Here is a 1,067-nt window from a genome sequence, read left to right on the forward strand (position 1 = left end):
TACTACGGCGGCTGCGAGCACGTCGACGTGGTCGAGCAGATCGCGATCGACCGCATCAAGGAGCTGTTCGGCGCCGAGCACGCCAACGTCCAGCCGCACTCCGGCGCGCAGGCCAACGCGGCCGCGATGTTCGCCCTGATCCAGCCGGGCGACACCATCCTGGGCCTGAGCCTGGCCCACGGCGGCCACCTGACCCACGGCATGAAGATCAACTTCTCCGGCAAGCTCTACAACGTCGCCGCCTACCACGTCGACGAGACCGGCGTCGTCGACATGGCCGAGGTCGAGCGCCTCGCCAAGGAACACCAGCCCAAGCTCATCATCGCCGGCTGGTCCGCCTACCCCCGCCAGCTGGACTTCGCCGAGTTCCGCCGCATCGCCGACGCCGTCGGCGCCCTGCTCATGGTCGACATGGCCCACTTCGCCGGCCTGGTCGCCGCCGGCCTGCACCCCTCCCCGGTGCCCTACGCCGACGTCGTCACCACCACCACCCACAAGACCCTCGGCGGCCCCCGCGGCGGCGTCATCCTCTCCAAGGCCGAATACGCCAAGAAGATCAACTCCGCGGTCTTCCCCGGCCAGCAGGGCGGCCCCCTGGAACACGTGATCGCCGGCAAGGCCGTCGCCTTCAAGATCGCCGCCTCCGAGGAGTTCAAGGAGCGCCAGCAGCGCACCCTGGACGGCGCCAAGATCCTCGCCGAACGCCTGCTCCAGACCGACGCCACCGAGGCCGGCGTCTCCGTGCTCTCCGGCGGCACCGACGTCCACCTGGTCCTGGTCGACCTGCGCCACAGCGAACTCGACGGCCAGCAGGCCGAGGACCGCCTCCACGAGGTCGGCATCACCGTCAACCGCAACGCCGTCCCCAACGACCCCCGCCCCCCGATGGTCACCTCCGGCCTGCGGATCGGCACCCCCGCCCTCGCCACCCGCGGCTTCCAGGCCGAGGACTTCCGCGAGGTCGCCGACGTCATCGCCCAGGCCCTCCTCCCCGCCTTCGACGACGCCAAGGCCACCGCACTCAAGGCCCGCGTCACCGCCCTGGCCGAGAAGTACCCGCTCTACCC

The 1,067-nt window shown here is 70.9% G+C and carries 1 protein-coding gene; it reads left to right on the top strand.

The features are described 5' to 3' along the window. The coding region (glyA, locus tag ACIOFR_RS42410; protein ID WP_401006209.1) for a serine hydroxymethyltransferase at window positions 1–1,067 on the top strand (1,067 nt) is incomplete at both ends.

The organism is Kitasatospora sp. NPDC088346, from assembly GCF_044740765.1.
GTDB lineage: Bacteria > Actinomycetota > Actinomycetes > Streptomycetales > Streptomycetaceae > Kitasatospora.